The sequence below is a fragment of the Streptomyces sp. NPDC019937 genome, from assembly GCF_040631655.1.
GTDB lineage: Bacteria > Actinomycetota > Actinomycetes > Streptomycetales > Streptomycetaceae > Streptomyces.
The window spans coordinates 22100-43643 of the sequence record NZ_JBEYAL010000040.1; the positions used below are offsets into that span (position 1 = coordinate 22100).

Consider the following 21544-nt stretch of genomic DNA (forward strand, 5'->3'; position numbering starts at 1 on the left):
CTCCGAGGGGTGAGTCGGTCAGTTGCGGTGCGGTGCCGGTCCCGTGCTGGCACGCGGGGTGAGCGGAGGGGCGAGCAGATGCTGCCGGGGCGCCGCGGCCGGGTCGTCCAGCCGCTCCAGCAGCAGATCGACGGCGAGCCGGCCCATCAGATCGGAGGGCACGTCGGCGCCGGTCATCATCGGGGTGACGGCCTCCGCCCAGCGGGCCGCCGCCACTCCGGTCACCGAGAAGTCCCCGGGTACGGAACGGCCCGCGAGGCCGAGGCCCCGGTACAGGCCCACCAGCGCCGCCTCGTTGAGCGTCACGATCGCGGTGGTGCGCGGGTCCCGGTCGAGGAGCCGCGCCACCACGGCCTGGCCGGAGGCGGCGTCGTCGCCGCAGTGGTGGACCTCGCCGGTGAGCCCGAGTTCACGGACGGCCCGCAGGAAGCCGTCCTGCCCCCGGTGCGCGGGCACGTATCCGGCGTCGTACAGCTCCCGGGGCCGTCCCACCAGCGCGATGTGGCGATGGCCGAGCCGCCCCAGATGGCGCACGCAGGCGGCGGTCAGCTCCGCGAAGTCCAGATCGACCCAGGACAGCTGGTCCGTGTGCTCGGTGTGCCCCATGGACACGAACGGGAAGCCCGAGCGGACCAGCCGCTCCACCCGCGAGTCCGGCGACCGGATCTCCATCAGCAGCGCGCCGTCGACCCGCCGTTCCCCGACCAGCCGGCGGAAGGAATCGTCGCCGTCGCCGTCGCTGCGCGAGAGCAGGATGTCGTGGTCGTGCGCGGCGGCGGCGTCGACGACGCTGTTGATGAAGTCCAGCTGCATATCGGTGTAGCGGCGGCTGACGGTCGGAAAGACCAGCCCGAGGGTGCGGGTGCGGCCGTGGGCCAGCGCGCGGGCGCTGGCGTTCGGCTGGAAGCCCCGGTCCTCGATGACCTGCTGGATGCGCTGCCGGGTCCGGTCGGAGATCGGCCGCTTGCCGCTGAGCGCGTAACTGACCGTGCTGCGCGACACCCCGGCGAGACGGGCGATCTCGCCGATGTTGACGGGCGGCGGTTGCTGGTCGAACCGGTTCGACACCACTGACGCGTACCTCTCGGGAGATCCGTGCGTTCGAAATATCGAAGGGATGCCGGAGACCCGAACCGGCTTGCCTGAACGTAGGAGTGGCCCACACCACATGTCAACGGTCGGGAACGCAGAAGTTGATGGCACCATCGATCTCGCCCACCGCGCGCCCGGGCCGGTGGTGCCTTCGGAAGTGAGGATTCGCCATGTCAGCCCCGCGTCAGCTCGACGACCTGCCGTACGCGAGCCATCTGCGCCCGTTCGAGGGCACCTTGACCGTGGAGGGGGACTACGACACCGTCCACTTCGACGGCGGGGAATTCGAGGGGGCCGAGGCCGGGCAGGCCCGATTCCTCGAATCCGCCTTCTCCGCGGTGAGCTTCACCGGCGGCCGCTTTTCCGGGGCCCGCTTCAACGATGTCTGGCTGGACGGAGTGCGCTGGGTCGGCTCCGACCTGGCGGACGGCGACTGGCTGGACGGTGAGCTGATCGGCTGCGTACTCGCCGGACTGGAGATGTTCGGCACGGTGATGCACCGCGTGACCTTCCACCGCTGCAAGTTCGAATCGGTCAATCTGCGCGGCACCGAGCTGCGGGAGGTCACCTTCGCGGACTGCCTCCTGCGGGACACCGACCTCGGCGGAGCGAAGCTGACGGACGTCTCCTTCCCCGGATCGACGCTGGACGGTGTGCGCTGCGGCGACGCGCGCATGACCCGGGTCGATCTGCGCGACGCCGCCCGGCTGGGCATCACCGAAGGGGTCGACGCGCTGCGCGGGGCCACCATCACCGGCGGTCAACTGCTGGAATTGGCACCGCGGTTCGCCCAGGCCCTCGGCGTCACGGTGCAAGACAGCGGTACCGCCCTGAGGCCCGGCACCGCCAAGCGGCGACGCCGGGGCGCGTGATGGCGGGCGCGACGGAGGAGGCCGCCGCGAAGCCGGCCCCGTTACGGGCCAACCGCGACTTCACCGTCTTCTGGTGCGGGCAGACCCTGTCCGAGCTGGGCAACGCCTTCGCCCTGGTGGCCCTGCCGCTGCTGGTGCTGAACGCCACCGGGTCCATCGCCCAGATGGGGCTGCTGACGGCCGTCGCGGGCGCCGCGTCGATCGTCACCGGCCTGTTCGCGGGTGTCCTCGTCGACCGGTTGCCCCGGCGGCAGTTGATGATCGTGTGCGATGTGGTCCGGGTGGCGCTCTTCGCCCTCATCCCCGTCAGCTGGGCCGTGGCCGGGCCGCAGGTCTGGCTGCTCTACCTGGTGATGGCGGCGGCCGCGGTCTTCGACATGGTCTTCAAGGTCACGTACGTCGCCGCCGTACCCAATCTGGTGGACCCCGAGCGGATCATCGAGGCCAACGGGCGGCTGCAGACGACGAACGCGATCGCCTTCATCGTGGGGCCGATGCTGGCGGGCGGGCTGTCCGGGCTGCTCGGGCCGACCGCGGCCATCGCGGTCGACGCGGCGGGCTTCGCCGCCTCCGCCCTCGCGCTCTCGCTGATCCGCTTCCGGGCGGCGGCCGCACCAGAGGCAGCCCCGTCCGCCGCGGCCACCGGGTGGCGAGGAGCGAAGCGGGAGTTCCTGGCCGGGTTCGTCTTCCTGTGGCGGTCGCCGGTGCTGCGCTGGCTCACCGTGCTGCTCACCGGCGTCTCGCTGCTCGGTCTGGGCATGACCGACGTCTTCATCTACCAGATACGGGAGAGGCTGGGCGCGGGCGACCGGACGGTCGGCGTCGTGATGGGCGTGGCGGGGGCCGGGACCGTGCTGGCCGCCGTGCTCATCCCGGTGCTGCGCCGGACCTGGGGCTTCGGCGTGTGCTGGCTGGGCTCGTACACGCTGTGCGGGCTGGCCCTGGGAATGCTCTCCCGGTCCACCACCGTTTGGGCTACGGCGGTGACGGTGCTGTGCTACCAGTTCGGCATGGCGCTCGCGGGAATCTCCTCGATGTCCCTGCGCCAGGCGGTGACCCCGGACCATCTGCTCGGCCGGGTCACCTCCGCCTTCTGGACGCTGCACAACTCGCTCGCCCCGCTCGGCGCCGCCGCGCTCACCGCGCTGGTGGCGCGGTTCGGAGTGCGCGGGCCGCTGCTCGGCTCCGCCGTCCTGTTCCTGCTCATCGTGGCGGTCGGGGCGTGCACCCCGATCCGACAGCGCGCCCCCGGGGCGGCCGCCGGATGACGGCCGCCCCCGGGCGGTCCTCGCTCAGCTCCCCACCCGCCAGGGCTCGCGCGGCAGCGGGCTTCCGGTCTCCAGCAGGGACTTGAGGTTGGACAGCACGGCCGCCCAGCCACCGGCCGCCTGCCGGCGCTCGGCCTCGTCGGCCAGGTTCTCGTGGGTCACGGTGAGCCGGACGATCTCCTCGTGCGGCTCGATCTCGAAGGTGACCCGGGACGGGCCGCTCGCCGGCTCCGCGTCGGGGGCCGCCCAGGTGGTCACCAGGCGCTCGGGCGGCACGCTCTCCACCACGGTGCCCACGACGTCGGCGATGCCGCTGCCGTCCGTGCGCCGGTGCTCCCAGGGTGATCCGGGCTGCCAGTCGGACACATTGCTGTGGCCCCAGTACGCGGCCGTGAGGTCGGCGTCGGTCAGCGCGTGCCAGACCTTCTCCGGGGTGCTCTCGATGTAGATGACGTAGCTGTACGTCGGCCTCTCGGCCATGGCGTCCTCCGCTTGTCGTTTCACCGCGCCGAGCGCTCTCAGCCGGGGGCGCTCGAACTTGTCGATCCACCGCTCCTGCACCTCTTGAAGGGGGACAGGGTTGAGGTAATGCAGTTTTTCCCGCCCCCGGCGCACGACGCTGACCAGGTTGGCAGCCTCCAGGACCCCCAGGTGCTGCGTCGCCGACTGCCGCGTCATCGCCAGGCGCTCGCACAGCTCCCCGAGCGTCTGACCACCCCGCTCATGCAGGCGGTCCAGCAGAAACCGGCGGGTCTGGTCGGCCAGCGCCTTGAAGACCTTGTCCATCTCCGAACTCACGCTTCACGTTATGCAGGCAAACGCCTGCATGTCAATGCCCGCCGAACCCGGTCGCGGGGTCTGCGTTGCTCAGCGCCTGGCGAGCGCGCCCCGGACGAACGCCGCCTGCCCCGCGTGCTGCAGGTCGTCCTCGATGACGCTGATCAGCCGCACCCCGAGGGTCACCGGTGGGGTCCACGCCTCGTCCACGACCTGGTCGAGATCGGCGTTGCGCAGCCCGCGTACGTAGTCGTCCGTCCGCTCGTGCACGGCGTCGTGGTAGCCGATGAGCAGATCGGCCGGTGCCAGGACCTTGGCCACGTCCCGGCCCCGGTGACCGTAGCCGGTGGCCTCAGGGGGGAACGGCAGCCCGAACCGCTCGTACCAGCCGTCGGTGGTCCAGGCCTGTTCGGCGCCGGCGACCTCGGAGATGTGGTCGTCCTGGACGCGGGTCAGATGCCACACCAGCCAGGCGATGGAATTCGCGCCGTCGTTCAGACGCACGGCCAGTTCGTCGGTGGTGAGCCCACCGGCCGCCTCGTGCACGGCCTCCCGCACCCGGCCGAAGGCGTCTGCCAGCAGATCTGCGCTCTTCATGAGCGGCTCCCTCGCTCGTCGTCCCCGCCCGCTCATGGTGGCATCCGCACACCGCCCCGGCGGGGACGCGACCCGGCGGCGGCGCCCGGGAACCCGGCGGTCGTCACCTGGATGGACCGCCTTCTATGCTCGGGTGTGTGACGACAACAGGGAACCCGGTACTCGCCGACATACTCGACCGCCAGGCCGCCCGGACCGAAGGGGAACAACTGCTCAACGCCATCGTCGACTTCGGGGTGCTCGTGCCCGTGGACGCGAACGGCTCGGTGATGTTCGTGGGCATGGAGGGGAGTGGCCCGAGCCTGCCCGGATACACCAGCGAAGAGTGCTGCCGGGAGCGGCTTCCGCAGTCCGCCGGGGCGGTGCACTGCGATGTGGCGCGGCTGCTGGACATCGAGCGGCAGACCAAGGTGGCGACCCTTTCGGTGTTCTCTCCCGGGGGCTATGCCGGGATCCCCATGCCCCTGCTGCACCAGGTCCTCCAGCAGCGCGGCCAGCGGCTCCCGGAGGACCGTACGCTCACCCTCGGCCGGTCCACCCATCCGCGCGCGGTGGCCCTGCGGGACGCGCTGCGCGACCGGCTGCTGGACTTCCCCGAGGTGCACGCGGTGTGGATCGGGCACGCCCGGTGGAACGAGAGCGGTATGGAGCAGCTGATGCTGCACATGGCCGTCGGTTCGCAGGCGCCCGAGGGCACCGCGGACCGGCTGATGAAGGCGCTGCTCGAGAAGCAGCCCGCGATCGGTGACGACGAACCGGCCATCGCCCTGCGCGTCCTGGACCCGGTGGCGGAGGCGGACGAGATCAGCCGGCTCGACACCCTGGGGCTCGACACGGTGCGCGTCGACCCCGCCACCCGGCGGACCGAGGTCATCTCCCAGGAGTACGACCAGCGGCCGGAGTGACACCGGCGGGGCGAGGGGGCAGGAGCGGCCGGCCGTCGACCAGCCGGGGCCCGGCGGGTGGCGGCCTCGCGCTCACGGTGCCCTCAGCCCCGCCCGGCCAGGAAGGGCAGCACCACGGCGGCCACCTCGTCCGGCACCTCCTCCGCGAGGTCGTGCCCGGCGTCGAGGACATGACCGGTGACATCGTGGGCCATCAGCCGCATCTGCGTCTCGTTCCGGTCGCCGATGAACGCCGAACCGCCGAGCGCCAGCACCGGGATGTCCAGCTTCTTCCGCGCCGCCTCCCGGTTCTGCTCGGCGTCGACGAGCATGGCGCGGTAGATCGAGAGCATCGCGCGGATGCCGCCGGGCAGGGAGTAGCAGCGCACGTATTCCTCGACCGCGTCGGGGGTGGCGGTGTCGGGGTGGCTGCGCTCGTTCTTGATCATGTAGGTGATCAGTTCGCGCTCGTGCCCCGCGATCAGCATCTCGGGTACGTCCGGCTGGAAATAGAAGCCCAGATGCCATAGGTGCATCCCTGTCGAGACGTTCTCCTCGGTGAGCGCGGTGTGGTCCTCGAAGCCGAAGCCGGGGAACAGTGCCTCGGCGAACACCAGCGAGGTGACCTGATCCCGGTGCCGGGCGGCGAGCTGGTAGCCGATCACCGCTCCCCAGTCCTCGCCCATCACGCTGTAGTTCGCGTGCCCGAGGTGTGCCATGAGCGCCGCGATGTCGTCGGCCATCGTCGCGGAGTCGTAGCCGCCCGCGGGACGGGCGGAGTCACCGAGGCCCCGCAGGTCGGGGACGACGACGGTGTGCCGCGGCGTCAGCTTCGGCACGAGGTGGCGCCAGTGGTAGCCCGTCTTGGGCACGCCGTGCAGCAGCACCACCGCCGGACCGGATCCGCCCGTCCGATAGTGCAGGCTCGTTCCGTTGACGGTGGCACGGTTCGTGCGGAGGGATTCTCCGTCGTGGTCGAAAATCATCGGTGAAACCACCTTTCCTGGCCGGGAGCGGCCCTTGCCCATGACGAGAGTCCACCTCGGCGCCAGGGCGCTATCCACGGCCATATCTCATGAGTGGCTTGCCGATATCTCCTCGATATGATCGCCCGGTGGAAGCACGACACCTGCGGTACGCCCTGGCCCTGGCCGACCACCAGCACTTCGGGCGGGCGGCCGCCTCCCTCGGGATCGCCCAGCCCCCGCTGTCCCAGCAGATCGCCGCGCTGGAACGGGAACTGGGGGCGCGGCTCTTCGACCGTACGGCGCGCGGGGTGTTCCCGACGGCCGCGGGCGAGGCGTTCCTGGCCAGGGCGCGCCGGGCGCTGGCCGAGATGTCGGCCGCCGCGTCCGACGCGGGCCGGGCCGCCCGGGGCGAGATCGGCTGTCTGCGGCTCGGCTTCATCGGCTCGGCGCTCCTGGAGCTGCTGCCGTCCCTGCTCGGCCGGTTCGTCCGCGAACGCCCCGAGGTGCGGTTGGGCCTGCAGGAGATGTCGACCTGCCGGTCGGCGGCGGCCCTGCTCGACGGTGAGCTGGACATCGCCATCGGGCGTGGCGCGCCCCGGGGAGCCGGTGCCGAGGACCTGGTGTCGGTCACGGTCGGCCGGGACCACCTGGTCGCGGTCGTCGGAGCCGGCCATCCCCTTGCCGGGCAGCCGAAGGTGAGCGTCGAGCAGCTGAAGGGGCAGCATCTGATCGTGGCGCCCCAGGACGAGGAGCCGGTGGTCGCCGGATGGCTCGACGCGCTGCTGGGCGACGGAGCCGGGGCGGCCGCGCCGGGCGGCGGGGTCACCGAGGCCCGCGATGTGCACACCATCATCGGGCTGGCCTCGTGCGGGGTCGGGGTGGGGCTCGGCCCGGCCTGCCTGCGGGTGGCGGCGCGGCCCGGCACCTGGGTGTGCGAGATGAGTCCGCGCGTGGAACTGCCGGATCTGGTGATGTCCTTCCGCGCCCAGGACCGCTCTCCGGCCCTGGCGGCCTTCCTGGACACGGCCCGGGAGCTGTGCCCCGGGGTGAACGAGCGGCTGGAGCGGCTGGAGCGCCTCGGCCGCCGTTGAACGGCCCGGACGCTCCAGCTCCGGCGAAGCTCCGCTCTCAGTCGCGCACGGTCAGCCAGTCCACCGCGGCCACCTTCCGCGCACCCGACGCGACGAGGTACACATCATGGGTGCCCGTCACCTCGCGCGCCAGCCGCACCGACCGCTCCCGCCACTGGTCCGTGCCGCCCGTGTCCCGCACCGGCAGCGTCGCCACCACGCGGCCCTCGGGTCCGTCCAGCCGCAGTCGCAGCGCACAGCCGCCGCAGCCGGCCGACGCCATCCGCACCGTCAGCCGGCCGGGGGCGTCCGCGCCGAACGAGACCTGACGGAAGCCGAGCAGACCGCCGGAGCCCAGCACGCCGGTGGCCGCGTCGCCGCGCTCGCCACCGCGCACCACCTGAGCCCGTTCGGCCTGCAGGGTGGCGGCGGCGTCCGGCCCGTCCGCGTACAGCCGGATCTCGTTCACCGCCCACGGCACGTCACCGGCCGCGGTCAGCTCGATCCGCACGTAGCGGGCCGTGCGCTGCGCGAAGACCGCGTCCTGGGTGAAGGAGCGGCCCGCGGCGCGGGCGACGGGGGAGCCCCAGTCGTGGCCGTCGCGGCTGACGGACACCGTGAAGCCGTGGGGGTGGCCCGTGGCGTCCAGTCCGGCGTCGATCGCCAGCCGGGAGAAGGTCTTCGCCGCGCCCAGGTCCAGGGTGAGGGACTGCCCGGCGGCCTGGGCGGTGTCCGCCTTCCACTGGGTGGTCTGCACCCCGTCGACGGCCGTGGAGGCGTCACCGCCGCCGGAGAACGTGGCCTTCCAGCCGTCGTTGCGCACCCGCGACTCACACCCCGGAAGGTCGCATCCGGCCGACCAGATGGGCGCCCCGTACTCGTACGCGCCCTGATCGGGACCGGCACCCCGCACCCCGGTGGTCACCCCGTCCACCGTCTCGCCCGCGTCGATGGCGGGGGACCCGGCGCGGGGCCACAGCTCGCCGTTGCGGGTGTCGGTGTACCGCGGATCGGCCGGTGGCAGCAGGTTGTTGCGGACGACGGGGGCCGGATCGCCCGGTCCGGAGATCTCCATCGGGCCGAGCGCCACGACGTTGCTGACGTACGTGCCGCTGGCGTCCGTCGCGCCGCTCAGCCGCACGGCGGTGGAAACCCCCGCCCCGTACGACGAGTTGTGGTCGCGGTTGCCGAGGCTGACCCCGCTGTGGCCGTTGAAGAAGGTGGCACGGTTGCCGGTGTTGTAGGCCACGTTGTGGTGCAGCAGGAACCGGCTGGAGGAGTTGTCGATGTAGTAGCCGACCTGGCCGTCGGCGTCATGGACGGTGTTGTGGTCGACGCTCGTACCGGTCGCGTCCAGGTTGCAGCAGACGTAGAAGGGGCTGCCGTCGCGCGAGGTGCGCATGGCCTCGGACAGGTCGTTGTAGGCGATGCGGTTGTCGTGGAACGGCACGCCGTTCAGCTGCCAGGCGGTGTCGATGCTCGCCCGGCCGGTGCGCCGGACGGTGTTGCGGGTGACGGTCTGCCCGCTGCCGTTGATCTCGATGCCGGGGGTGTAGCTGCCCATCCAGCCCACGTCGTGGATGTAGTTGTTGGTGACGGTGTTGCCACTGCCGCGCAGCAGCACCCCGGTCCCCGCGGAGTAGCCGATGTCGCTGTCCCGCAGCGTGTTGCCGGTGCCGAGGATCTGGACGCCGGAGTCGAGCACCCGGGAGGCGACGATGTGGCCCTCGCCCGGCGGGATGGCCAGCTCGTCGTCGCGCGGCATGGGCAGGGTGGAGAACTCGGAGATGTAGCGGGCCCGCAACCCCTCGACCAGCACACCGGTGCTCTTCTCCCCGGTGCGCAGCGAGGTGCCCCACACCCCGAGACCGCGGACGGTGACATGGGAGCTGCCGGAGAGGTCCAGGCCCCATTTCTCGTATGTCGCGGTCACCGTGTGGCCCGCCATGCCGTCCTTGGGCGGGACCAGATACAGCCGCTTCTCGCCGGTGTCGTAATACCACTCACCGGGCTGGTCGAGGGTGGCTTTCGCGCCCACCAGGTAATAGTTGCGGTAGTTCTGGTTCCCCATGCACAGCGGGGTGCAGCGGTAATTGCCGCCCTTGAAATCGAGGGCGCCGTCCGAGGTGGCGGTCACGGTGCCGGTCTGCTGGCTCCACGGGTTGGACCCGGCCCACAGATGGACGGTGGCGCCGGTGAAGTCGCCGCCTGGCAGATCGGGGTCGTCGATGTGCTGGTCGGTGGAGGTGCGCTCCGCGACCGCCCAGGACGGATTGAGCGGATCGGGGCCGGAGTTGGGCCAGCGGCCCTCCATGGCGCGGCCGCCGTCGAGGAACAGCGCGTTCTCGTCGCGGGCGAGCGGAAGGCCGACATCGGCGGCCACCAGACCGCCGCCCGCGTCCTTCCAGCCGGTCACGGTCCGCGTCCCGTCGATGGTGACCGGTCCGTCCCCGTACGCCGCGAGGGTGATCGGGGCGCCCGCGCGGCCCGAGGGCGGGGCGACCCGCTCGCGGTAGTCGCCGCGGTGGATCAGACAGGTGTCCCCGGGCCGGACCAGGTCGGTGCAGCGGCCGATGGTGCGCAGGGGATGGCGCTCGCTGCCGCCGCCCCGGTCGGAGCCCCAGGTGGCGACGTGGTACGTACGCCCCTGCTGCCCCTGCCCTCCCTGCGCCGTCGCGGTGCCCGGCAGTGCCGCGGTGAGGACGGCCATGGCCGCGACGGCGGCCAGGGAAATGCGCCTGAGCGTGGATCTCATCTACCGCCTCCAGAGTTCAGGGTCGACCGAAACCTAGGAGAAACATCGGATGAGGTCAACGGAAAGAGGCGAATTCTAGGCAGCATGCGCGGAAATCCCGCGCGACAGATCCGATGTCTCTTCCCCGTCCACGGGTGCCTCTTTCGGTAAATAGATTTATTGACAAAGAGCTATTCACTCGCCGAATATGGCCCGGATGTCTACCGGCATCACGGACATCACGGACATCACTCGAAACGACGGGCGCTAATCTCCGCCGCCGTGTCGGCCACCAGCCGCCCCGACCGGTCCACCTCGTGCGGGTCGTAGCGGGAGTCGGGCATGGAGATGGCGACGGTGGCCACCGGGGCTCCGCTCCCCGCGACGATCGGCGCGGCGATGGCGCAGACGTCGGGCAGGTACTGATCGCGGTTCACGGCGTACCCGTCCCGCCGGACCCGCTCCAGCTCCGCGCGCAACTCGTGCGGATCGGTGATGGTGGCGTCCCCGTAGCGGGCCAGGCCGTCCGCGATGACCTCGTCGACCTCGTCGGCGGGGAGAAGGGCGGGGACCGCGTGGCCGGTGGCCGTGGCGTGCATCGGCGAGGTGTCGCCGACCTGAAGCAAGTGGCCCGCCGCGCTGTCGCTCAGCGTGCTGGTGGCCTCCATCACCACCGTGTTCTCGGGCCGCGATCTGCGGCCACGGCGTCCAGATGGCCACGTACATGGGGCGCGCCATGGCCGAGGTGATGGACGGCCACCCGGAGGCCAACCCGCTGCGCGGCATCGGCTTCCCGAAGATCCCGGTGCCCTTCTGTAACGGGACGGCCTGGTTCCTGCCCTTCGCCGGGGCGTACTACAAGGCCAAGGACCGGCTCATGTGATCCCCGGGCGTCCCGCAACCCCGGGCGCCCCTGGCCCCCTGGCACCCCGCCGCGCCGCGCGCCCGGCGGGGTCAGCCGTCTTCGGGGAGGTACGGACCGGCGAGGGCGACCTCGGCCCGCTCCAGGGTGCGGGCCAGCTCATCGCCCGGCGGGCGCTCGCTGACCAGCACGTCGATGCGGCTGAGCGGGCAGATCCGGGCCAGCGCCCGGCGCTCGAACTTGGCCGAGTCCGCCAGCACCACGACCCGGGACGCGGAGTCCATCATCTCCTGGATCATCTGCGCCTCCGGGATGCTGGACACCGAAAGCCCCGAGGCGCTGACCCCGCCCACCGCGATGAGGGCGGTGTCCGCGCTCACCCCGGCGGTGTCGGGGAAGCGGATCGGGCCGATGGTGACCAGCGCGGAGGTCCGGCAGCCGCCGCCGAGGACGAACAGATCGCGCAGCGCCTGAACCGGGACCATGCCCGGGACTCGCAGATTGTTGGTGACGATCGTCAGCCCCCGGTGGCCGCCGAGCGCGGCGACCGCCGAGAGCACCGTGGTGCCGCCGTTGACCAGAAGCGTCTCGTTGTCCCGCACCAGACGGGCGGCGGCGGCCCCGATGGCCTCCTTGGCCTCCCGGCGCTCGTTCATCCGGTCCGCCACCGGGCTGTCCGCCGTGGCCAGCTCGCCGCCCGGCACCGCCCCGCCGTGGGTGCGCGCCACCAGGCCGCGCGCCGCGAGATGGTCCAGGTCACGCCGTACGGTGTCCACCGAGACGGCGAACTCCTTCGCCAGCTCCCCGATGGTGGCCTGGCCACGCTGCTGGATGAAGGCGGTGAGGTCGGCCCGGCGGCGCGCGGGCAGGTTCGCCGCCCGGGTCCCCTCAGCTGACGTCATCGTGTGCTCCCCCTTCTCGACCTGCGCAACACCGCACATTCTCGCACCTTACCGCAAGAAGCTGCAGCACGGCCCTTGACCGGTGGATGCTGCCGCCGTAGCTTGCAGCAAAGAGCCGCATAAACCAGCGCTTCTTTGTACGTCTTTCTGCGTACCTCTCCGCATAGCCTTTGCGTCGCGTCACTGGAGTCGCCGTGGAGCCGCACCCACCCAACCGTCCCGAACCACCGTGGACCCGCCGCCGGGCACTTTCCACCGGCGCCCTCACCCTCGGCACCCTCGCCGCCGCGCCCCTGTTCACCGCCTGCGGGGGTGGTGACGAACCGGCCCGGCGGGTGGGCGGCGGTGGCGGCCGACGCACCGAACTCACCTTCGCCTGCGCGGCGTTCACCGGTGGCGCGGCCGGCATGCAGTCCTTCGCCGACCGGTACAACGCCGCCCAGAGCCGCTACCGGGTGACCGTCCGCAACCTGCCGCCACCCAGCTCCAGCACCGAATGCCACCAGCAGCTCACCCAGCTGCTGGCCCGCAAGGACGGCACGGTCGACGTGTTCGCCCAGGACGTGGTGTGGATCGCCGAACTGGCCGACGCGGGCTGGGTGCACCCCCTGGACCAGGACGTCTCCGCCTCGCTGCGGCGCTCCTTCTTCCCCGGTGTGGTCGAGGCGTGCACCTACCAGGGCCGGCTCGTCGCCCTGCCCTGGTACGTGGACGCGGGCGGCCTCTACTACCGCACCGACCTGATGCGGGCGCTGGGCCGCAAGCCGCCGACCGGCTGGCACGAACTGGCCGACATCGCGGCCGAGATGCAGCACCGCCGGGTGCCCATGGGCTATCTGTGGCAGGCCAAACAGGCCGAGATCCTGCTGTGCGACCTGGTCGAGTTCATCGCCTCCAACCGCGGCCACATCATCGACCCCTCGGGCGCGGTCGGCGTGGACAGCCCCGCCTGTGTCGAGGCCGTCCAGTTCATGCGCGACCTGGTGTACCGCTACAAGGTCAGCCCCTCCGAGGTGTTCTCGTGGGACGAGGAACCCAGCCGTCGGCCCTTCACCGCGGGCCGGGTCGGGATGATGCGGCACTGGAGCTATGTCTACGGCGTCTCCCAGAACCCGGACCAGTCCAAGGTCGTCGGCAAGGTCGACGTCGCCCCGCTGCCCCGTTTCCCCGGTGGCACGTCCTCCTCCTGCCTCGGCGGCTATCAGCTGGGCGTCGCGGCGGGATCCCGCAACAAGGAAGGTGCCATGGACTTCCTGCACTGGCTCGCAGGCACCGAGGCACAGCTCGCCTTCGCGCTCGACTTCGGCAACGCCCCCTCCCGCGTCTCGGTCTACGACGAGAAGAAGCTCGCCAAGGCCCAGCCCGCGATGGTCAAGCTGAAGGAGGCGTTCGGCAACGGCGTGCCCCGCCCGGTCACCCCGCACTACTCCCGGGTCAGCCTCGCCCTCCAGTCCGCGGTCTCCCGCGCCCTGGTCCACGGCGATGTGCGCGGCACCCTCCGCTCCGCCCGGCGCGACCTGGAGGCGATCGTCTGATGGGCCACCTCGCCTTCTTCCACAGAACCCCCGGACACACCCCGCTGCGCGGCAAGCACCGCGCACCCTCCCTGGAGCAGCCGCAGCTCACGCCCGGCCCCGACGCCCCGCGCCGCCGCGCGCCCCGGCGCGCGTCCTCGTCCGCGGGCCCGCGCCTGACGGGCATCGTGCTGCTGGCGCCCGCGCTCGCCGCCGTCCTCGCCGTCTCCCTCTACCCGGTGCTGCGCACCCTGTGGCTGTCCCTGCACGACGCCGGGTTCTCCACCGGATCGCACTTCACCGGCACCGCCAATCTGTCCCGGCTGCTCGGCGACGACCTGTTCTGGAACGCCTGGTGGCGCACGGTGGCCTTCGCCTTCGGCACCACCCTGGTGGAGACCGCGCTCGGCATCGGCTTCGCCCTCGTGCTGCACCAGTCCTTCCGCGGCCGCGGCTGGGCCCGCGCCGCCGTCCTCATCCCGTGGGCCATCCCCACCGTCGTCACCTCGCGGATGTTCGGCTGGATCTTCGACGGCCAGTCCGGTGTCGCCAACTACCTGCTGACCCGCCTCCATCTGACCGACGGCTACATCAACTTCCTCGGCGATCCGCACACCGCCCTGCCCACCATCGGGCTCGCCGACGTCTGGAAGACCACCCCGTTCATGGCGCTGCTGGTGCTCGCCGCGCTGCAGACCGTGCCGAAGGAACTGGGCGAGTCCGCGAAGATCGACGGCGCCTCGCCCTGGCGCACCTTCCGCTCCCTCACCCTGCCGGTGATCGCGCCCGCCCTGCTGATCGCCGCCCTCATCCGGGTCCTCGACGCCTTCCGGGTCTTCGACCTGCCGTACGTCCTCACCGGCGGCGGACCGGCGGACTCCACCGAGACGCTGTCCACCTTCGGCTACAAGACCCTCTTCTCCGGTCTCGAACTGGGCTACGGCTCGATGATCGCCACCGCCGCCTTCCTCACCGAAGTGCTCATCGCCGCGGGCTTCGCCTATTACCTGAGCCGGCGCTACCGCGCCCTGGAGGGCTGAGCCATGACCGCCATCCCCGCGCCCGTCCCCGCCGCGCCCGCCGCCATCCGGGCCCGCCGCCGGACGCTGTTCCGGCTGGCCGTCGCCGCCGTCGTGCTCTGGTCCGTCGCACCGTTCCTGTGGCAGCTCAGCACGTCCTTCCAGCGGGACCGCGACCTGTCCTCGGTGACCCCGCACTGGCTGCCCGTCCCGGGCACCCTGGAGCACTACCGGGCCGTCTTCACCGACTACGAGTTCGGCAAGTACCTGGTCAACAGCGTCATCGTCACGGTCACCGCGACCACGATCGGGCTGCTGCTGGCGGCCCTGGCCACCTATGCCCTCGCCCGGCTGCCGGTGCCCGGCAAGGGCGTGGTGCTCGCCGTCGTCCTCGGCCTGTCGATGTTCCCGCAGATCTCGATCGTCGTCCCGCTCTATCTGGTGCTCAACGCCCTCGGGCTGCTCGACACCTATACGGGCCTTTCCGGTTCGTACGTCGGGCTCGCCCTGCCGCTGATGATCTTCGTGCTGTACGCGCACTTCCGGTCCCTGCCCACCCAGCTGGACGAGGCCGCGGCCATCGACGGCGCGGGACTGCTGCGCACCCTGCGCAGCGTCATCCTGCCGCTCGCGCTGCCCGGGATCGCGGCCGCCGGAATGCTCGGCTTCATCACCAACTGGAACGAGTTCATGCTCGCGCTGGCCTTCACCTCCTCTCCCGAGCACCAGACCGTGCCGGTCGGCATCGCGGGCTTCCAGTCCCAGTACTTCGTGCCCTGGGGCGACATGGCCGCCGCGTCCGTCGTGGTCACCCTGCCGCTGGTGCTGATCGTCATGGTGTTCCAGCGCCGCATCGTCGCGGGCATCACCTCCGGGGCGGTGAAGCAGTGACCTCCCGCACCGGCCTGTCCGTCCCGCGCGTCGTCGCCCGCGACGAGCTGTGGGCCGAGCGGTACCGCGCGCTGGCCGGCCGGGTCCGCGCCCGGGCCCGGCAGGCCGCCCCCGTACTGGCCGGGTTCAGTGCCTGCGTCGACCACGTCCGCCGGATGGGCCCGGAGCGGATCGCCGCCCTCGCCGCCCAGGCCACCGCGCCCGGACCCGCCGGTGAGGTCGCCGCCGAGGTCATCGGCCGCATCCGCCACGGCCGCGGCGGCGAGATCGCCGTGCCGTGGCCCGGCGGCACCGACTGGGTGGCCACCCTGCTCGGCGCACCCGACCGGGTGCAACTCGGCGGCACCGGACCGCAGGCCGCTTGGGCGCTCGCCGTGCTCGGCGCGCCCGGCGTCGTCCCGCTGGCCGACCGCAGCGCCGAGCAGCTCGCGGTGCTCCATCCCGACGTGACGCTGTGCACGGCCGCGGGCACCGCCCCCGCCGGGCGGCTGGCCGGCGCCGACGCGCCCACCGGTAATGTGCCCAAACAGCCGCACGCCGTCCTGGAGTTCGCCGCGGGCACCCCCGCCCCCGGACTGCCCGGCGGGCTGCCCCGCTCCTCCCGGATCATCCTTCGGTTCATGGACGACGGGATCGAGCGCGACGAATGGTTCGCCGCCCGCTCCGGCGAACTGGCCCGCACCGCGGCGGCGGGGCTGCTGTCCGGCATGAACGGGCTGCCCGAGGACGGCACCGGGCCCGCCGACCGGGCCTGGCTCACCGGGGTCGCGCGCACCTGGCGGGACGCCGGACTGCCGCTGATCCATCTCGAACTCGCCGAGTTCACCAGCGTCCGCGCCCTGCGCGCGGGATGCGACGAGTACGCCCCGCTGGCCGACTCCGTCGGCATGAGCCTGTCCGAACTCGCCGCGCTCGCCGGCCCCTCGGCCCGTACCACGCCCGTCGCCGCCGCGGCCCACTTCGCCACCGCGTACCACCTGGACCGGGTCTGTGTGCACGCGGACGGCTGGGTGCTCGCCGTCCACCGCGGCGACCCCACCGAACAGCGGACCGCGCTGATGACGGGCAGCCTGCTCGCCGCCGCGCGGGCCGCGGGCGGCGCCCCCGCCGCCGACCCGGAGCCGCCACCGGCGGCCGGCTACACCGAGGACCGCCCGGCCGACGGGCCGGTGGGGGAGGGGCTGCGCGCGGACTGCGTCCCCGCGCCCCACCTCAGCCGCCCCGCGGCCACCATCGGCCTCGGTGACACGTTCGTGGGCGGGCTGCTGCTCGCCCGCTCGCTCCACGACAGGGCCGACCGCAACGGCCCGTATCCGAAAGGACCCCGATGACCACGCCTGACCTGACCACCGACCCGGGCAAACTGCGCGGACTGACCCGTGTGACCAGCGAGGACGGCTTCTTCCTGATCTGCGCCCTCGACCATCTCTCGGACTTCGCCGAACTGCTCGCCCCGGACCCCTCCACGGTGGGCTTCGCCGACGTGGTCCGGGCGAAGGACGCCGTCATCCGCGCCGTCGCGCCCAGCGTGACCGCCGTGCTCCTCGACGCCCATTACGGCATCGGCCACCTCACCGCGAGCGGCGCCGTGCCGCGCGACGTCGGCCTGATGGCCAGCATCGAGGACGAGGACTACAGCATCCCCGAGGGGCCGCGCCGCACCCGGCACCGCGAGGGCTGGTCCACCCGGCAGATCAAGCTGTCCGGCGCGGATGTGGCCAAACTGCTGTGGTGGTACCGCCCGGACGGCGACCCGGCCACCGCCGAACACCAGCGCCAGGTGGTACGCGACCTGGTGGCCGAGTGCGCGGAGCTGAGCCTGCCGCTGGTCGTCGAGCCCATCTGGTACCCGCTGCCCGGCGAGGACCCGTCCTCGGCGGAGTGGAAGGAGCGCCGGGTCGCGGGCATCATCCGGTCGGCCGTGGACGCCGACCGGCTCGGCGTCGACATGCTCAAGGTCGAGTTCCCCGGCTACGTCGACACCGAGCAGGGCCGCGAGGCGGCCGCCGCGGCGTGCAAGGAGCTGGACTCCTCGGTCCACGTCCCCTGGGTGATCCTGTCCGCGGGCGTCGGCTACGAGGACTTCCGTACCCAGGTGCGGATCTCCGCCCAGGCCGGGGCGTGCGGCTATCTGGCGGGCCGGTCCATCTGGCGCGACGCCGTCTCCACCCACGACCCGGCCGAGCGCGCCAAGGGCATCGAGCAGGCCCGGGGGCGGCTGGACGAGCTGAACGCGGTCATCCGCGAGCACGGCCGCCCGTTCCTGCCGGGCCGCTCCCTCGACCAGGCGCTGGACCGCCAGCCCGAGGGCTGGTTCCACCACTGGCATCCCGCCGTCTGACGACCCGTGGACCGGCGGGGAGCGGCGGGTGCCCCTGACCCGCCCGCCGCTCCCCGCCCCGGCCCCGCACATCTCGTACGGCCGTATCCGACCGGGAGAAGCCCCGCATGACCGCCGAGCCCGCCGCCGCGCCCATCCCGCTGACGCCGAATCAGCCGCGCTCCTTCTACCGCGACTCCGGCGCCATCGCCCGCTTCCGGCGCACCGCGCCGGCCGGCGACGGCTATCGCCCCGAGGACTGGGTCGCCTCGACCACCTCCCGCTTCGCCCGGTCCCCGGCCGGGCTGACCACGCTGCCCGGCGGCGTCCGGCTGGCCGACGCCGTGGCCGCCGACCCGGCCGCCTGGCTGGGGCCGGAGCACACGGCGGCGTACGGGGCCGACACCGCGCTGCTGGTCAAGCTGCTGGACGCCGGGCAGCGGCTGCCCCTGCACACCCATCCCGACCGCGCGTTCGCCCGTGCCCATCTGGGCAGCGCGCACGGCAAGACCGAGGCGTGGTACGTCCTGGACGCCGCCCCCGGCGCCGAGGTCCGGCTCGGTTTCGCCCGCGACGTCAGCGCCGACGAGCTGGCCGGCTGGGTCGCGGCCGGTGACGCGGGCGCGATGCTGGAGGCCGTCCACCGGGTGCCGGTCGCCCCGGGCGACGCGCTGCTGTGCCCGGCGGGGATGCCGCACGCGATCGGCGCGGGGGTGCTGCTGGTGGAACTCCAGGAGCCGACCGACTTCTCGGTGCTGCTGGAGTGGGAGGGGTTCGCGATCGACGGTGCCGCCGAGGGCCATCTCGGCCTCGGCTTCGACCTGGCCCTCGGAACAGTCGACCGCCGGGGCCTGTCCGCCGCCGCGCTGGACCGGCTGCGCGGACCGGGCGCGGCGGCCGGGACCGGGAGCGTGCTCCCGCCGGACGCCGACCCCTGCTTCCGCGCCGAGCTGTGCCGGGGCGAACCGGCGGCCACGCTGGACGCGGGTTTCTCGGTGCTGGTCTGCCTCACCGGTGCCGGGACGCTGACCTGCGGCTCCGGGACCTCGCTCGACGTGGCGCAGGGGCAGACCGTGCTCCTTCCGTACGCGGCGGGGCCCGCCCGGCTGTCCGGCCCGGTGACCGCCCTGCGCTGCCGCCCGCCCGCGCCCGGGCACTGATCCCGGCAGCGGGAAACCGGGCGGCTCCACGCCGGACACGGGCTGGTCGCGGTGTCCAACCGGCAGATCAGCGAGGCGGCCGGACAGGGCGATGTCGCCGCGGTCGGCTACCACTTCGGCACCCGGGCGGACCTGGTGCGCGCCATCAAGCGCAAGCCCTCCTGGCACGCCCGGTTCGCGGTCCAGGATCCCGTCGCCTGGCAGCCCGTTCAGGCCGTGGCCGCCCGCAGCGGCGGCACGGCGGGCACCTCCGGCGCGGCGGCGATGTCCTCGGGCGTCATCATGAACTCCTCGGGGTAGGCGTCGCGCCGGGTGCGACGGGCGGGTTCGCTGGTGCGCCACATGTAGAGGCACCGCCCGCACCGCAGCACCTCCCAGACCCCGGGGACGGGAGAGCTGAAGATGTGCTCGATCGTCTCGTGGGCGCAACGCGGGCACAGCGAAGGGGTGTCGGACATCTCGGTCCTTTCCGTGGAGTGGGTGACGGCGGTGGTTCAGCGGGCGGCGGCGAGCTTCTGCAGCCGGGTCAGCCACTCGGCCGCCTCCGGCAGATCGCGCACCTGGGTGCCGTAGTTGCCGCGGTTGTCGGGGGAGACGGGGGTGGTGGCGTCGATGACGAGCTTGTCCGTGATGCCGGGCGTACGGGCCTGCGGGGCCAGTTCGAGCACCGGGAGCCCCGGGACCTGGACCAGATCGCCGTCCGGGTTCATCTTGGTGGACAGCGCCCACATCACCTGCGGCAGGTTGAACGGGTCGACGTCCTCGTCCACCACGATCACGGTGGCCGCGTAGCCGAGCCCGTGCGGGGTGGTCAGCACCCGCATGCCGACGGCCTTGGCGAAACCGCCGTACCGCTTCTTGGTGGAGACGATGACGACCAGCCCGTGGGTGTACATCGCGTTGACCGCCCGGACCTCCGGGAAGTCCCGGGTGAGCTGCTTGTACAGCGGCACACAGGTGTTGGCTGCGATCAGGTAGTCCACCTCGGTCCACGGCATGCCGAGGTAGAGGTGTTCGAAGACCGGGTGCGTGCGGTACGAGATCCGGTCGATGCGGATGACCGGCATGGTGCGGCCGCCGGAGTAGTGCCCGGTGAACTCGCCGAACGGGCCCTCGATCTCCCGCTTGCGGCCCTCGATGACACCTTCGATGACCACTTCGCTGCCCCACGGCACGGGCAGCCCGGTGAGCGGCGCCTTCGCCACCGGGGCGGGCGCGCCGCGCAGCGCCCCGGCCAGCTCGTACTCGTTCTGGTCGTACTCCATGGGGGTGGAGGCGACGATGGAGATCACCGGTTCGTTGCCGAGCGTGATGGCCACCGGCAGGTCCTCGCCCCGCTCCTCGGCGGTGTGCAGATGCTGCGCGATGTCGTGCATCGGCACCGGCTGGATCGCGAGCCGCCGCTGGCCCTTGACCTCGATGCGGTAGATGCCGACGTTCTGCTTGCCGCTGTGCTCGGGGTCGGCGGGGTCCTTGGAGACGACCGCGGCCTTGTCGATGTAGAAGCCGCCGTCACCGTCGTTGAGCCGGATCAGCGGCAGCACCCGGAAGATGTCGGCGTCCTCGCCCTCCAGGGTGTTCTCGGCCCACGGCGGGTTCTCGCGCCACTCCGGGGCGACCGGGAAGGTGTCCCAGCGGCGGATGAACTCCTCCACCTGCTCCTTGGTGCCCGTCTCCTTGGGCAGGCCGAGGGCGAGCGCGTGATTGGCCCAGGAGCCGTGCACGTTGAGCGCGATGCGGGCGTCGGTGAAGCCCTTGACGTTGTCGAAGTACAGCGCGGGGGCGTGGTCGCCCAGCCGCGGGGCGGCGTTGGCGGCGGCGGCGATGTCCGGCTCCGGCATCACCTCGTCGGGGACGCGCAGCAACTGGCCCTCCTTCTCGAGGGCGTCGAGGAAGCCGCGGAGGTCGTCGTAGGCCATGGGAACTCCTTCTCTATACGGAGGTGCGCGCGGCGCGCATGCCCGCCCAGCGCTTGGCGGTGGGCGCGGGCAGGTCGAACTGGTCGAGCAGCCGGGCCGTGATGTGGTCGACGATGTCGTCCACCGACTCGGGGTGGTTGTAGAAGGCGGGCATGGGCGGCACCATGCGCACCCCCATCCGGGACAGCGCGAGCATGTTCTCCAGGTGGATGTCGCTCAGCGGGGTCTCCCGGGGCAGCAGGACCAGCCTGCGCCGCTCCTTGAGGACCACATCGGCGGCGCGGGCGACCAGCCCTTCGGCGTATCCGGCCCGGATTCCGGCGAGGGTCTTCATCGAGCACGGCGCGATGATCATGCCGTCGGTCCGGAAGGATCCGGAGGAGATCGCGGCGCCCTGGTTCTCGGCGGAGTGGGCCTCGTCGGCGAGCGCGGCCACCTCGCGGGCGGACCGGCCGGTCTCCAGCTCGATCGTGGTCCGGGCCCAGCGGCTGAGCACCAGATGGGTTTCCACCTCGGGCAGTTCGGCCAGCGCCTCCAGCAGCCGGATGCCGAACACGGCACCCGTGGCTCCTGTCATGCCCACGATCAATCGCACGGCGGTACGCTCCCCTCGGCTCTCTCACGGGAAGGGCGGACGCCGACTCTTTCGGTCACCGCCCTCGGCTCGCCCTCCACGCTAGAAGCCATCCGAAGGC

20 protein-coding genes and 2 pseudogenes are annotated in these 21544 nt (G+C 72.3%); 12 read left to right on the forward strand and 10 right to left on the reverse strand.

Annotated elements, in window-relative coordinates; translation table 11 throughout:
* Positions 1–18: 18 nt before the first annotated feature.
* Positions 19–1071 (reverse strand): LacI family DNA-binding transcriptional regulator, encoded by a 1053-nt coding sequence (locus ABZ562_RS32050; RefSeq protein ID WP_361486342.1) that lies wholly within the window; start codon positions 1069–1071, stop codon positions 19–21.
* A 191-nt stretch (positions 1072–1262) separates the two neighbouring features.
* Between ABZ562_RS32050 and ABZ562_RS32055 the strand changes: the two genes are divergently transcribed.
* Together ABZ562_RS32055 and ABZ562_RS32060 are read left to right on the forward strand one after the other, a co-directional pair.
* Complete coding sequence (locus ABZ562_RS32055; RefSeq protein ID WP_361486344.1) at positions 1263–1964, forward strand: pentapeptide repeat-containing protein; 702 nt, start codon at positions 1263–1265, stop codon at positions 1962–1964.
* Positions 1964–3232 carry an MFS transporter gene (locus tag ABZ562_RS32060; protein ID WP_361486346.1) on the forward strand — a complete coding sequence of 423 codons (1269 nt, stop codon included), beginning with the start codon at positions 1964–1966 and terminating at the stop codon, positions 3230–3232. The genes ABZ562_RS32055 and ABZ562_RS32060 overlap by 1 nt, the downstream gene beginning before the upstream one ends.
* A gap of 24 nt (positions 3233–3256) precedes the next feature.
* Here the strand turns inward: ABZ562_RS32060 and ABZ562_RS32065 are convergent, their stop codons facing one another.
* A complete protein-coding gene (locus ABZ562_RS32065) occupies positions 3257–4018 on the reverse strand; it encodes a metalloregulator ArsR/SmtB family transcription factor (protein WP_361486478.1) in 762 nt (253 codons plus the stop codon).
* An 81-nt stretch (positions 4019–4099) separates the two neighbouring features.
* Positions 4100–4606: a DUF664 domain-containing protein gene (locus ABZ562_RS32070; protein WP_361486348.1), complete on the reverse strand. Its 507-nt coding sequence runs from the start codon at positions 4604–4606 to the stop codon at positions 4100–4102.
* A gap of 137 nt (positions 4607–4743) precedes the next feature.
* Between ABZ562_RS32070 and ABZ562_RS32075 the strand changes: the two genes are divergently transcribed.
* Positions 4744–5511: a hypothetical protein gene (locus tag ABZ562_RS32075; RefSeq protein WP_361486350.1), complete on the forward strand. Its 768-nt coding sequence runs from the start codon at positions 4744–4746 to the stop codon at positions 5509–5511.
* Between the two features lie 83 nt (positions 5512–5594).
* On the opposite strand, the gene ABZ562_RS32080 is transcribed toward ABZ562_RS32075, so the two are convergent.
* Complete coding sequence (locus ABZ562_RS32080; protein ID WP_361486353.1) at positions 5595–6476, reverse strand: alpha/beta hydrolase; 882 nt, start codon at positions 6474–6476, stop codon at positions 5595–5597.
* Positions 6477–6604: 128 nt separating this feature from the next.
* On the opposite strand from ABZ562_RS32080, the gene ABZ562_RS32085 reads away from it, so the two are divergent.
* Entirely contained in the window at positions 6605–7549 is a 945-nt protein-coding gene (locus tag ABZ562_RS32085) for a LysR substrate-binding domain-containing protein (RefSeq protein ID WP_361486355.1), read from the forward strand.
* Between the two features lie 37 nt (positions 7550–7586).
* On the opposite strand, the gene ABZ562_RS32090 is transcribed toward ABZ562_RS32085, so the two are convergent.
* Positions 7587–10283, reverse strand: a complete 2697-nt coding sequence (locus ABZ562_RS32090; RefSeq protein WP_361486357.1) for a carbohydrate-binding protein — start codon at positions 10281–10283, stop codon at positions 7587–7589.
* A 227-nt stretch (positions 10284–10510) separates the two neighbouring features.
* On the reverse strand, positions 10511–10930 hold the full coding sequence (locus ABZ562_RS32095) for an IclR family transcriptional regulator C-terminal domain-containing protein (RefSeq protein WP_361486360.1): 420 nt from the start codon (positions 10928–10930) through the stop codon (positions 10511–10513).
* Positions 10931–10956: 26 nt separating this feature from the next.
* Between ABZ562_RS32095 and ABZ562_RS32100 the strand changes: the two are divergent.
* Positions 10957–11145: pseudogene (locus tag ABZ562_RS32100) on the forward strand (FAD-dependent oxidoreductase); the annotation flags it as partial.
* Between the two features lie 71 nt (positions 11146–11216).
* Here the strand turns inward: ABZ562_RS32100 and ABZ562_RS32105 are convergent.
* A complete protein-coding gene (locus ABZ562_RS32105) occupies positions 11217–12026 on the reverse strand; it encodes a DeoR/GlpR family DNA-binding transcription regulator (protein ID WP_361486362.1) in 810 nt (269 codons plus the stop codon).
* 194 nt (positions 12027–12220) lie between these two features.
* Between ABZ562_RS32105 and ABZ562_RS32110 the strand changes: the two genes are divergently transcribed.
* From ABZ562_RS32110 to ABZ562_RS32140, 7 genes and pseudogenes are all read left to right on the forward strand, one after another.
* Positions 12221–13561, forward strand: coding sequence for an ABC transporter substrate-binding protein (locus tag ABZ562_RS32110; RefSeq protein WP_361486365.1), 1341 nt, complete (start codon positions 12221–12223; stop codon positions 13559–13561).
* The gene (locus tag ABZ562_RS32115; protein ID WP_361486367.1) at positions 13561–14580 is read left to right on the forward strand and encodes a sugar ABC transporter permease; all 1020 of its coding nucleotides are present in this window, start codon (positions 13561–13563) and stop codon (positions 14578–14580) included. Before ABZ562_RS32110 ends, ABZ562_RS32115 begins: the two co-directional genes overlap by 1 nt.
* Before the next feature lie 3 nt (positions 14581–14583).
* Positions 14584–15450, forward strand: coding sequence for a carbohydrate ABC transporter permease (locus ABZ562_RS32120; RefSeq protein WP_361486369.1), 867 nt, complete (start codon positions 14584–14586; stop codon positions 15448–15450).
* Entirely contained in the window at positions 15447–16781 is a 1335-nt protein-coding gene (locus ABZ562_RS32125) for an ADP-dependent glucokinase/phosphofructokinase (RefSeq protein WP_361486372.1), read from the forward strand. The genes ABZ562_RS32120 and ABZ562_RS32125 overlap by 4 nt, the downstream gene beginning before the upstream one ends.
* On the forward strand, positions 16778–17791 hold the full coding sequence (locus ABZ562_RS32130) for a tagatose 1,6-diphosphate aldolase (RefSeq protein WP_361486375.1): 1014 nt from the start codon (positions 16778–16780) through the stop codon (positions 17789–17791). The genes ABZ562_RS32125 and ABZ562_RS32130 overlap by 4 nt, the downstream gene beginning before the upstream one ends.
* 107 nt (positions 17792–17898) lie before the next feature.
* Positions 17899–18930 (forward strand): class I mannose-6-phosphate isomerase, encoded by a 1032-nt coding sequence (locus ABZ562_RS32135; protein WP_361486377.1) that lies wholly within the window; start codon positions 17899–17901, stop codon positions 18928–18930.
* 21 nt (positions 18931–18951) lie between these two features.
* A pseudogene (locus ABZ562_RS32140) lies at positions 18952–19086 on the forward strand (TetR family transcriptional regulator); the annotation flags it as partial.
* 53 nt (positions 19087–19139) lie between these two features.
* On the opposite strand, the gene ABZ562_RS32145 reads toward ABZ562_RS32140, so the two are convergent.
* From ABZ562_RS32145 to ABZ562_RS32155, 3 genes are read right to left on the reverse strand one after another with little or no spacing between them, the layout of a single operon-like run.
* Positions 19140–19388 (reverse strand): non-oxidative hydroxyarylic acid decarboxylases subunit D, encoded by a 249-nt coding sequence (locus ABZ562_RS32145; protein WP_361486379.1) that lies wholly within the window; start codon positions 19386–19388, stop codon positions 19140–19142.
* A 36-nt stretch (positions 19389–19424) separates the two neighbouring features.
* Positions 19425–20849 (reverse strand): non-oxidative hydroxyarylic acid decarboxylases subunit C, encoded by a 1425-nt coding sequence (locus tag ABZ562_RS32150; protein ID WP_361486382.1) that lies wholly within the window; start codon positions 20847–20849, stop codon positions 19425–19427.
* Positions 20850–20862: 13 nt separating this feature from the next.
* Positions 20863–21444, reverse strand: a complete 582-nt coding sequence (locus ABZ562_RS32155; RefSeq protein WP_361486385.1) for a non-oxidative hydroxyarylic acid decarboxylases subunit B — start codon at positions 21442–21444, stop codon at positions 20863–20865.
* Between the last annotated feature and the right edge of the window lie 100 nt (positions 21445–21544).

Bases quoted from the DNA above. Each gene is read 5' to 3' on its own strand.
- ABZ562_RS32115 (WP_361486367.1), top strand. From the start codon at position 13,561: ATGGGCCACCTCGCCTTCTTCCACAGAACCCCCGGACACACCCCGCTG.
- ABZ562_RS32130 (WP_361486375.1), top strand. From the start codon at position 16,778: ATGACCACGCCTGACCTGACCACCGACCCGGGCAAACTGCGCGGACTG.
- ABZ562_RS32135 (WP_361486377.1), top strand. From the start codon at position 17,899: ATGACCGCCGAGCCCGCCGCCGCGCCCATCCCGCTGACGCCGAATCAG.
- ABZ562_RS32060 (WP_361486346.1), top strand. From the start codon at position 1,964: ATGGCGGGCGCGACGGAGGAGGCCGCCGCGAAGCCGGCCCCGTTACGG.
- ABZ562_RS32120 (WP_361486369.1), top strand. From the start codon at position 14,584: ATGACCGCCATCCCCGCGCCCGTCCCCGCCGCGCCCGCCGCCATCCGG.
- ABZ562_RS32150 (WP_361486382.1), bottom strand. From the start codon at position 20,849: ATGGCCTACGACGACCTCCGCGGCTTCCTCGACGCCCTCGAGAAGGAG.
- ABZ562_RS32080 (WP_361486353.1), bottom strand. From the start codon at position 6,476: ATGATTTTCGACCACGACGGAGAATCCCTCCGCACGAACCGTGCCACC.
- ABZ562_RS32105 (WP_361486362.1), bottom strand. From the start codon at position 12,026: ATGACGTCAGCTGAGGGGACCCGGGCGGCGAACCTGCCCGCGCGCCGC.
- ABZ562_RS32070 (WP_361486348.1), bottom strand. From the start codon at position 4,606: ATGAAGAGCGCAGATCTGCTGGCAGACGCCTTCGGCCGGGTGCGGGAG.
- ABZ562_RS32055 (WP_361486344.1), top strand. From the start codon at position 1,263: ATGTCAGCCCCGCGTCAGCTCGACGACCTGCCGTACGCGAGCCATCTG.
- ABZ562_RS32090 (WP_361486357.1), bottom strand. From the start codon at position 10,283: ATGAGATCCACGCTCAGGCGCATTTCCCTGGCCGCCGTCGCGGCCATG.
- ABZ562_RS32065 (WP_361486478.1), bottom strand. From the start codon at position 4,018: ATGGACAAGGTCTTCAAGGCGCTGGCCGACCAGACCCGCCGGTTTCTG.
- ABZ562_RS32145 (WP_361486379.1), bottom strand. From the start codon at position 19,388: ATGTCCGACACCCCTTCGCTGTGCCCGCGTTGCGCCCACGAGACGATC.
- ABZ562_RS32095 (WP_361486360.1), bottom strand. From the start codon at position 10,930: ATGGAGGCCACCAGCACGCTGAGCGACAGCGCGGCGGGCCACTTGCTT.